At 51.5% G+C, this 10,232-nt stretch carries 7 protein-coding genes; 4 read left to right on the top strand and 3 right to left on the bottom strand.

The window, feature by feature from the left end; genetic code table 11:
- Window positions 1-50: 50 nt before the first annotated feature.
- Window positions 51-602, bottom strand: coding sequence for an adenine phosphoribosyltransferase (gene apt, locus SPM24T3_RS22255; protein ID WP_009639092.1), 552 nt, complete (start codon window positions 600-602; stop codon window positions 51-53).
- Window positions 603-940: 338 nt separating this feature from the next.
- Between apt and priC the strand changes: the two genes are divergently transcribed.
- Both priC and rsmS read left to right on the top strand, forming a co-directional pair.
- A complete protein-coding gene (gene priC / locus SPM24T3_RS22250) occupies window positions 941-1,477 on the top strand; it encodes a primosomal replication protein PriC (RefSeq protein ID WP_009639091.1) in 537 nt (178 codons plus the stop codon).
- A 145-nt stretch (window positions 1,478-1,622) separates the two neighbouring features.
- Window positions 1,623-1,796, top strand: coding sequence for a pleiotropic regulatory protein RsmS (gene rsmS, locus SPM24T3_RS24920; RefSeq protein WP_009639090.1), 174 nt, complete (start codon window positions 1,623-1,625; stop codon window positions 1,794-1,796).
- A gap of 80 nt (window positions 1,797-1,876) precedes the next feature.
- Here the strand turns inward: rsmS and mscK are convergent, their stop codons facing one another.
- Complete coding sequence (gene mscK / locus SPM24T3_RS22245; protein ID WP_009639089.1) at window positions 1,877-5,272, bottom strand: mechanosensitive channel MscK; 3,396 nt, start codon at window positions 5,270-5,272, stop codon at window positions 1,877-1,879.
- Window positions 5,273-5,441: 169 nt separating this feature from the next.
- Window positions 5,442-5,618, bottom strand: a complete 177-nt coding sequence (locus SPM24T3_RS24915) for a hypothetical protein (RefSeq protein ID WP_255346534.1) — start codon at window positions 5,616-5,618, stop codon at window positions 5,442-5,444.
- Between the two features lie 180 nt (window positions 5,619-5,798).
- On the opposite strand from SPM24T3_RS24915, the gene SPM24T3_RS22240 reads away from it, so the two are divergent.
- The gene (locus SPM24T3_RS22240; protein WP_009639088.1) at window positions 5,799-6,971 is read left to right on the top strand and encodes an efflux RND transporter periplasmic adaptor subunit; all 1,173 of its coding nucleotides are present in this window, start codon (window positions 5,799-5,801) and stop codon (window positions 6,969-6,971) included.
- A 16-nt stretch (window positions 6,972-6,987) separates the two neighbouring features.
- Complete coding sequence (gene acrB, locus SPM24T3_RS22235) at window positions 6,988-10,137, top strand: multidrug efflux RND transporter permease subunit AcrB (RefSeq protein WP_009639087.1); 3,150 nt, start codon at window positions 6,988-6,990, stop codon at window positions 10,135-10,137.
- Window positions 10,138-10,232 lie beyond the last annotated feature (95 nt).

Here is a 10,232-nt window from a genome sequence, read left to right as displayed (position 1 = left end):
GGGGTAAGCAAAGGCGGCCAACAACCCTGTAGCTCGAAGGACGACGGATTTTAGTGGCCGGCGAAGTTAACCAGACAGTAGCACTCAACACCCTGGCCGTTAAGACGCTTCTCACCGCCCAGCTCTGGCAGATTGATGATGAATGCCGCGTTGGACACTTCACCGCCGAGACGACGAATCAGCTTGGCGGTAGCTTCGATGGTGCCACCCGTGGCCAGCAGGTCATCGATAACCAGCACTTTATCGCCTGGTTTGATGGCATCGGTGTGAATTTCCAGCTTATCGGTGCCGTATTCCAGCTCGTATTCTTCAACGATAGTTTCACGTGGCAGTTTGCCGGGCTTACGCACGGGCACAAAGCCCACGCCCAGCGCCAGCGCGACAGGTGCGCCAAACAGGAAACCACGTGCTTCTGTGCCGACGACCCTGGTGACACCAGTGTTGCGATAACGCTCTGCCAGAAGGTCAATAGTGGCCTGATAAGCCTCTGGGATCTCTAGCAAACTTGTCACATCACGGAACAGTATGCCCGGCTTTGGATAGTCGGGAATGGTCTTGATACTGTCTTTAATAAACTCAAGCTGCTGTGCAGTAGCGGTCATAACGGTAGCGCTCATAATAAAATCGATTCATACCCAAACAGCGCCAGCGCGATACAAACCATAACCTTTGCTCCGAATGAATCGGCGTAACAAATGGCAACAGCGAACGAGTCTGACGAGCTATTCAAGAAAATAAGTTGGGGACGACACGCGGTCGAGTCGCCCAAATCTATGCAAAGCTACTTTAAAAAGCAACCCACAGCCGAACATGATCGCCTGTTTTGTTGCTTCAGGTCAACCACTGCGAACTGGTGTTCTCTGATTAGCTGCGCGTAATGCATGCTTTCACACCACGTTTGCCGCATAATCGGCGGAAATAATCGTTTTGGAGAAACTCGGTGAGTACGCAAAGCTTAATGCAATCGCTGGAGCAGCAAATTGAAATTCTGGCGCTGGAGATAGAACCGATCGCCCACGCCACCGCACAGCAGGCGCGCTTTGACGTAACGCTTTTTTCCACTAAAGGCACACGGCTTCGCGAATATCTGGTGGAAGTGCGTACTAATTTCGCTCAGCTACGGCAGGTGGTTGCCGAGAATCGCAGCGCTCAGGTGGCCTACGTCGCAGAACGGCTGGTATCGCAGATAACCGCCCTGCAACGTGAGTTGGCTACCCAAACGCTGCGCACGGCCGACAAACAGAAAGAAGTTAAAAGCAGCGATTACTACAGCAAACTGGTCGAGCATCAGCAGTACGAACGCCGCCTGATAGGCATGATTCAGGATCGCGAAAGCAAGCTGGGCAAGGTAGAAACCTTTAAAGAGCAGCAGCATATCCAGAAAGAGCTGGCGGCACTGGAAGGAAGATTGATGCGCTGTCGTCAGGCATTGATTAAAATCGAGCGTAGCATCGAACGTCAGGAACGAGGTTTTTGACGTTCTTATCACAAAATTTGAAAAATACCGTCGTTAGTTGAGTCAAAAACTCTATACTAGTTAACTCGATTACACGCCGTGGTTGGATGCCGTCGTTTATGCAGTAATGACCTTTCGACCAACGCCAAGCTTAAGTGGAACGCTTATGTCCATAGAAAACGCCTCTCCCGAACTACAGCTCGCGGTAGATCTGATCTATCTGCTGGAATGTAACGAAATTGCCCCTGACGTAGCGTTGGCGGCATTGGAGATTGTGAAAAAGGACTATCAGGAAAAGCTTAAAAATCCGGTCGGTAGCCTGTCCATAAGCTACCGATGATTTTGCCTGCGGGTTTAATGTAGACTGACTGCAAGCAGACGACGCTTTTATCTGGCCAATCCTTTTCTCTCGTTTCCTGGCTAGACCGGTTTTTCCTCATCCGGCAGTGTTAGCGGGCGATCGACTATCTGAATTTCATTGCCGTTCTGGTTATGCAGATAAACTTCCAACTGATTGAAAGCGATATTAATGTCGTTTTCATTGCACAGCCTGTCAATTTTTCGGTTCAACTCATCCACAGTCACGTTACGATCGCCCAACTCGCGAACATAAACGCGCAGCTCATGATCCAGCGTGCTGGCACCAAAGGTCAGGAAGTAAACCGTCGGGCTCGGATCGCTCATCACCCGCGAACTTTCGCTCGCCGCTTGCAGTAGGATCTCTTTAACCTTATCCAAATCAGAGCCATAGGCCACACCAACTTTGATCACCACGCGGGTAACCGTGTCTGTCAGCGACCAGTTAATCAGGCGTTCAGTCACAAATGCCTTGTTGGGGATGATCACTTCTTTGCGGTCGAAATCGGTTATCGTAGTGGCACGGATGCGGATCTTGCTTACGGACCCCGAGTAACTGCCGATGGTTACTGTGTCGCCGATCCGAATCGGGCGCTCAAACAGGATAATCAGACCCGAAACGAAGTTGGCGAAGATCTCCTGCAAGCCGAAGCCCAACCCAACTGACAGTGCAGCCACCAGCCACTGGAGTTTATCCCATGACACGCCCAGCGATCCCAGCGCGGTGATCGCGCCAATCACCGTGATGGTGTAAGTCATAATTGTGGTAATGGCGTAAGAGGTGCCCTGCCGCAGCTGGAGCCTGGAAAGGACCAATACCTCCAGTAAACCCGGCAGGTTGCGCGTGAGCACATAGGCAATGATCACTGCGCCAAAAGCGAGTAACACGCTGCCTAGCGTCACAGTCTGAACGACCACTTTGCCAGCCACGTTCACCGATGAGTGCCACATGGTTATGCTGTCGAGGTAGGAAATAACCGTTAGCAAATCCGACCAAATCAGGTAAAGCACCACTGCAAATACGATAAACAGGGCCATGGTTATCAGACGCAGGGTTTGCTGGTTAATCTGATCCAGCCCCATCGGCGTCTCTTCGACCTGCTCGCTGCCGTCAGCCCCTTCTTTGGAATTCACCACCTGTCGACGCGCCAGCGCACGCCGATAGGCCAGACGCCTTGCCGCTACGCTCAGCCCGCGCAGCGCTACCCGGCTGGTAATGTTCCAGATAATCAGTAGGTAAAGACTTTCCAGCCAGCGACTGGCCAGCCGTAGCGTGGTGTAAAAGTATCCTGCAAACATCAGGCCCATTAAAAATACCGGCGCCAGAGCAATCGCCGTTACAATCACCAGATGCACACTGTGAGCATTTTTCTCGCGCCAGCCTTCGCGGAACATCGGGAACAGCAGCACCGACAGCGTGGCTAACGTCAGTAAAACCACGACCTGGCCAATAGTGTCATCTACCAGACCCAACGGAACTTTCTCACCGCGCACGGTCCAGAAAATCAGCGGCAGCATAGTCAATGACAGGCGTAAAATTGAGCGTCGATAATGCGCGCAGTTTGAGGCAGTCATATTGAAGTGCCGCTCGCTGACGCCCTGTGGTGCCAGCATGCGGTAACAGAATCCCATGACTAGCTGGAATACAGCGATACGCTGGGCCAAAGTCCACAAGAAACCGTTGACGCTAATATCACAGACTGAAAACCAATAACCTACCATCAGGGTCAGCAATATTCCCGGAGCGACTCTTAATAACAGCAATATCAAAGCCTGCGGCGTGTGCAGCTGAGAGTCACGTTTTAATTGACCTACATCGCTGCTCAACTTCTCGATACGTTGGTTAATCGACTTTCTGCGCCACAGCAAAATCAGAATGACGACCAACATCGGCACAGTGACGGGAATTGAACGCACCAGGCCCTGCCGCAAATCAATCCAGGTGACTTTTAAGCTCAGACCGCTGACCTGGGATTTAACATCATCGGGCAGCGCTTTCAAAAATTGCCAATCCATGGGCTTGTTGCTGCTTACCCAGAAAATCTGCTGCGTCAGCGTGTCGTTCAATGTTTCGTTAACGCTTAACAACTGCTGTTGATTAATTTGCAGATTAATCGCCAGCGCCAGCTCATTGCCAAGCTGCTTGTTCAGTTGATCCAGTAAATCACGCCTTGTATCAACGATTTGCTCGAGGGCATCACTGATGTCGTCATTAATAGTTTCTTTACTGTTTTTTACCAGGTTCTGAATATAATCATCCCCCTGGAAAAGCTCGTCACGCTGCTCATTGAGATTGAACTGCTCAAGACGCAAGTCAGCAATTTGCGTTTGGGTGTCGGTCATCAGGTTGGCCGTTGGCTGGGTATTTTGCTGCTGCTGATAAAGAATCCTTGATAGCAGCAAACTCCCTTTCAGCACACTGATTTCTTCACTCAAGTCATGCTCGGACTGCGACGAACGATCGAGCCAATTTTTAACGGTGATATTCTGCTGTAGCAGTTTGTTACCTTCTTCCGTCGAGGCAATCAGGCGCTGGCTAAGGTCACGGTTAATGCCCAGTTCCTGACTGACCAACGGATCTTTTTGCAAATCGGTGGTGCTGTCTGACGTCTGCGCCTCTTTGGCTGTGCGTTCGGAAAGAGTCAGGCGTTTACCGTTGATAATCTCCTGCAACGTCTGAGTGTAAGCTTCCAACTGAGCAATGTGCGCGTTGATATAGTCGCGCTGTTTCTGATACAGGTCCTGAAGGGTGGTATTGGCTTCAAGGCTGCTACGCTGGAAATCAACCTCCTCATTCAGCAGTGTTTGCTCGGTAGTCAGCATCACTTGTTGAGTAGAACGCAGGTCCTGCTGGTTGGGTGACATACCGTTTAATTGATTACGCACCTGCTCCAGACTTTGCGAATAACTGTACATCGCGCTCTGCGCCCTTTCCGGCTGAGTCTGCAACGAAATAAGCTGGGTATTAAAGGTAGAAAGATTGTTCTGCGATGACTGTAAGTCATTGAGCGTATCAACAAGCTCATTTTCAAGCTCATGCAACGGCATCGCTAATAGCGTGGTTTTGGTGGCAGCATCGGAGGTCTGATTTTGCAGCTTTGCCAGACCGTCGGTGGCCTGACGCAATTTATTGGGTGCGTCGGCCAATTGTTGCCTGAGCTGACTTTGCTGCTGCCTGACTTTATCAAGCGCATCAAGCAGTTCCATCGTGTGGTAGAGATCCTGCTGCGTCAGCTTTTCAGCCGGAGTCAGCGTTTTTTGTCTACCCAGTGCGTCAAGCTGATTCTGTACATCGCTACGAGCAGGAACGTCAAAAGCTCCTGCAGCATCGGCCTGCGGAATCGTTAACATCGCAGCGCAAAAAACCAATGCAATCAGCAGGAATTTGACGAGTCCTGAAAAGGGAGAAACAGATGGGCTGGAGCACAAGTAACGGAAGTCAGCGAATCGGCTAAGCATAGTCAACTTAATTCAATCATAGATGAACAATATTAGCATGCCAGCAGCCCACTGCGTATGAGGTGAATGTGCCTCGAGTCAAGCAAACTTGTAAATCTTTACCAAACTCGACACGACTTGCTGGACATAGTTAATTACTATTAATCAAGCTTGGACATATCCCCAACATCTAGATATAAGTATCAATAAAATGAGTTGACTGATTGCGGAGGCCCAAACCATAACCTTCCATATACAGAGTCTTACGAGCTTCATTAGCGGAACTCATCTCCCCAACAAATTCACAATTGTGAAATATGATTTCCATCAGTGAACGCCGTTTCAAATCGGATATCGTAGTACGCAACAATTACATCAAAATTTCATGCCTTGTGCGCTGTGGATCTTCAGACTTCGTAGGGAGTTTGATTTACATACATTCATAAATGTATGTAACATAGTGCGAATATACTAAAAAATAGCAATGGAATGTAACACTAAGAATCCATTGATTACATTTTGAATATCGGACACTTGAGGTTTATTTATGAACAAAAACAGAGGGCTAACGCCTCTGGCGGTCGTTCTGATGCTAACCGGTGGGTTAGCTCTTACAGGATGTAACGATAAAAAAACCGAACAGGAAGCCCCTAAAGCTCCTGAAGTGGGCGTCGTCACATTAAAAGCCGCGCCGTTGAACGTCACCACAGAACTTCCCGGACGCACCTCAGCCTTTCGCATCGCCGAAGTTCGCCCACAGGTCAGCGGGATTATCCTGAAACGTAATTTCGTTGAAGGCAGTGAAGTGAAGGCTGGAACCTCGCTTTACCAGATTGATCCCGCAACTTATCAGGCAAGCTATGACAGTGCGAAAGGCGATTTGGCCAAGGCCCAGGCCAGCGCACAGATTGCCCGCGTTACGGTGAACCGCTATAAACCCCTTTTAGGCACCAACTACATCAGTAAACAAGATTATGACACCGCGACCTCCACTGCCCTGCAGGCTGATGCCTCAGTCGTAGCGGCCAAGGCGGCGGTAGAGACTGCTCGCATTAATCTTGCCTACACCAAAGTTATCGCCCCGATCAGTGGCCGTATCGGCAAATCGTCCGTTACTGAGGGCGCGCTGGTGACCAGCAGCCAGACTGATGCGCTGGCTACCGTGCAGCAGCTTGACCCTATTTATGTCGATGTAACCCAGTCCAGCAATGATTTTCTGCGCTTGAAGCAGGAACTGGCCGACGGGTCGCTGAAACAGGAAGACGGTAAAGCCAAGGTCACGCTGATTCTAGATAACGGTAAACAATTTCAACAACAGGGCACGCTGGAGTTTTCCGACGTGACCGTTGATGAAACCACCGGTTCCATCACTTTACGTGCCGTGTTCCCCAATCCGCAAAATTACCTGCTGCCTGGCATGTTTGTTCGTGCCCGCCTGGATGAAGGGGTAAATAACAATGCCCTGCTGGTTCCTCAGCAAGGTATCACCCGTAATCCTCGTGGCGATGCGACTGCGATGGTTGTCGGCGCCGATAACAAAGTGGAACTTCGTACTGTGACCACTCAGCAAGCCATTGGCGACAAGTGGGTAGTGACAGATGGCCTCAAGCCGGGTGACAAAATCATCGTTACCGGCCTGCAAAAAGTAAAACCCGGCGTTCAGGTAACCGCTCAAGAAGCTGACCAGAACGCGCCAGCAGCAGACGCCACGAAGTCTTAACAGGAGCCGGTTATCAATGGCTAATTTCTTTATACAACGCCCGATATTTGCCTGGGTAATTGCCATCATCATCATGCTGGCCGGGGGTCTGTCGATCCTTAAATTACCTATTGCACAATATCCTACGGTTGCGCCGCCGGCTATCGAGCTGACGGCAAATTACCCTGGCGCCGATGCACAAACGGTACAGGATACAGTCACTCAGGTTATCGAACAGAATATGAACGGCATCGATAACCTGATGTATATGTCATCCACCAGTGACTCCTCTGGTGCGGTACAAATCACCCTGACTTTCACATCCGGTACTGACGCGGATATCGCGCAGGTTCAGGTACAGAACAAACTCCAACTGGCGATGCCGCTGTTGCCGCAAGAAGTGCAGCAACAGGGGATTAGCGTTCAGAAATCGAGCAGTAGCTTCCTGATGGTGGCCGGCTTTGTGTCAGACGGCAACATGACGCAGGACGACATCGCCGATTACGTCGCTTCCAATATCAAAGACCCTATCAGCCGTACCTCGGGCGTCGGTGACGTTCAGCTATTTGGTGCGCAGTATGCGATGCGTATCTGGATGGACCCGAACAAGCTGAACAATTATCAGCTGACTCCGGTTGACGTAATCAGCGCCATCACCGTGCAGAACAACCAGGTGGCCGCGGGTCAGCTGGGCGGAACGCCACCGGTACCAGGCCAACAGCTCAACTCATCGATTGTTGCCCAGACCCGTTTGAAATCGGCAGACGAATTCGGTCAGATCATTCTAAAAGTGAATCCTGACGGCTCGCAGGTGCGCCTGAAAGACGTAGCAGATATCAAACTCGGCGGTGAAAGTTACGACGTTATTGCGCGATTTAACGGCCAGCCGGCAGCCGGACTGGGGATTAAACTGGCGACCAATGCCAATGCCCTGGACACCTCCTCTGCCGTCAAAGCCGAGCTGGCGAAACTGTCGCCGTTCTTCCCGAGCGGGCTGAAAGTCGTTTATCCCTACGACACCACGCCGTTTGTTAAGATCTCGATTCAGGAAGTAGTAAAAACCCTGATTGAGGCTATCGTGCTGGTCTTCCTGGTGATGTATCTGTTCCTGCAAAACTTCCGCGCTACGCTTATCCCGACAATCGCCGTGCCGGTAGTCCTGCTGGGAACATTCGCGATCATCGCCGCCTTTGGCTATTCAATAAATACCCTGACGATGTTTGGGATGGTGTTGGCGATAGGGCTATTGGTGGATGACGCCATCGTAGTGGTCGAAAACGTCGAGCGCGTGATGGCCGAGGAAGGTCTGCCGCCGAAAGAGGCGACCATAAAATCTATGGGGCAGATTCAGGGCGCGCTGGTCGGGATTGCCATGGTGCTGTCGGCGGTATTTATCCCGATGGCCTTCTTTGGCGGTTCAACCGGCGTTATCTATCGCCAGTTCTCGATTACTATTGTTTCGGCGATGGTATTGTCAGTGCTGGTAGCCTTGATTCTGACTCCGGCGCTGTGTGCCACCATGCTCAAACCGGTTGCCAAGGGCAGTCACGGTAAAACCTCTGGTTTCTTTGGCTGGTTTAACAAGAAGTTTGAGCAGAGTACTCATCATTACACTGACAGCATCGGCAATATTTTACGCAGTACCGGCCGTTATCTGATCATCTATCTGCTGATTGTCGTCGGCATGGCGTTTCTGTTTGTCCGCCTGCCTACCTCCTTCCTGCCGGAAGAGGATCAGGGGGTGTTCCTGACCATGGCGCAGCTGCCAGCCGGTGCCACTCAGGAACGAACAGAAAAGGTGCTTGATGAAGTCACCCACTACTATCTGACCAAAGAAAAAGCCAACGTTAACTCGGTGTTTACTGTTAACGGCTTTGGTTTCGCCGGACGGGGTCAGAACACCGGTATCGCCTTTGTCAGCCTGAAAGACTGGTCCGAGCGCAGCGGTGCCGAGAATAAGGTCGCAGCAATTACTGGCCGCGCGATGGGCGAGTTCAGCAAAATCAAAGATGCAATGGTGTTTGCCTTCAACCTGCCAGCGATTGTTGAGCTGGGTACGGCTACCGGCTTTGACTTTGAGCTGGTTGACCAGGCAAACCTTGGGCACGACAAACTCACCCAGGCGCGTAATCAGTTGTTGGGCGAAGTGGCTCAGCATCCAGATTTGCTGTCGGGCGTGCGCCCTAACGGTCTTGAAGATACGCCGCAGTACAAGCTGGAAATCGATCAGGAGAAGGCCACCGCGCTTGGGGTGTCAATTTCCGACATTAATACCACGCTCGGTGCTTCACTGGGTGGCAGCTATGTGAACGACTTTATCGACCGCGGTCGCGTGAAGAAAGTGTATGTTCAGGGCGATGCGAAATTCCGCATGTTGCCTAAAGACATTGAAAACTGGTATGTTCGCGGCAGTTCGGGGCAAATGGTGCCATTCTCCGCCTTCTCCACCGCCAAATGGGAATACGGTTCTCCACGTCTTGAGCGCTATAATGGGCTGCCGTCGATGGAAATTCTCGGCCAGCCGGTTGAGGGCAAGAGCAGTGGTGAAGCGATGGCAATGATGGAGTCTCTGGCTTCCAAACTGCCAAGCGGCATCGGCTTCGACTGGACCGGTATGTCCTATCAGGAAAGGCTCTCCGGTAACCAGGCCCCATCGCTGTATGCCATCTCGCTGATTGTGGTCTTCCTGTGTCTGGCTGCGCTATACGAGAGCTGGTCGATTCCGTTCTCGGTCATGCTGGTCGTGCCGCTCGGGGTAGTCGGCGCGTTGATTGCGGCTACGGCTCGCGGATTAAGCAACGACGTGTACTTCCAGGTCGGCCTGTTGACCACCATCGGGTTGTCGGCGAAGAACGCCATCTTAATCGTCGAGTTCGCCAAGGACTTGATGGATAAAGAAGGTAAAGGCTTGATAGAGGCAACGCTCGAGGCGGTACGTATGCGTTTACGCCCGATTCTGATGACCTCGCTGGCCTTTATTCTCGGTGTTATGCCGCTGGTAATCAGCACAGGCGCAGGTTCCGGCGCGCAGAACGCGGTAGGTACCGGCGTAATGGGCGGGATGATCACCGCGACTCTGCTGGCTATCTTCTTCGTTCCAGTGTTCTTCGTGGTGGTCCGCCGCCGCTTTGGTAAGAAGGTCGAGGAAACGAGCCATACTCAGCCAACGGAAACACCGCACCACTAACTGAATAAAATTTAGCATCCCCAAGGGTCGCGCAAGCGGCCCTTTTTTTATGCCCAATCTGCCCTGCTCTGCTGTCGATTACTAAAAAACTTTTA

Origin of the sequence: Serratia sp. M24T3 (assembly GCF_000257645.1) — a bacterium.
Lineage (GTDB): Bacteria > Pseudomonadota > Gammaproteobacteria > Enterobacterales > Enterobacteriaceae > Rouxiella.
Note: the sequence above shows the minus strand (reverse complement) of the source record. Positions and strands in the feature narration are given on the sequence as shown.